The sequence below is a fragment of the Allokutzneria sp. NRRL B-24872 genome, assembly GCF_002155965.1.
Taxonomy (GTDB): Bacteria; Actinomycetota; Actinomycetes; order Mycobacteriales; family Pseudonocardiaceae; genus Allokutzneria.
In genome coordinates this window covers 201-404 of the sequence record NZ_MUMH01000294.1, presented here as the reverse complement: position 1 = coordinate 404, position 204 = coordinate 201, and the positions used below count along the sequence as shown (strand labels likewise).

Below are 204 nucleotides of genomic sequence, written 5' to 3'. Positions count from 1 at the left end.
CGGCCAGCACCACGGTGCCCACGTCGGGCAGTTCCACATCGCGCGGGTCGAGCACCTCGATGGCGAGCAGGTCGTGCCGGGCGGCGAGGGCGCGCATCGCGCGCAGCCAGTCCACCGGGCCGAGGAAGTCCGAGATGATCACGGCGAGCCCACGCCTGCGCGGCGGGCGGCGCAGCTGCTCCAACGCGGCGGCGAGGTCACCCC

At 75.5% G+C, this 204-nt stretch carries 1 pseudogene; it reads right to left on the bottom strand.

What is annotated here, in order from left to right:
* A pseudogene (locus tag CCN37_RS41915) lies at positions 1-204 on the bottom strand (DUF58 domain-containing protein); the annotation flags it as partial.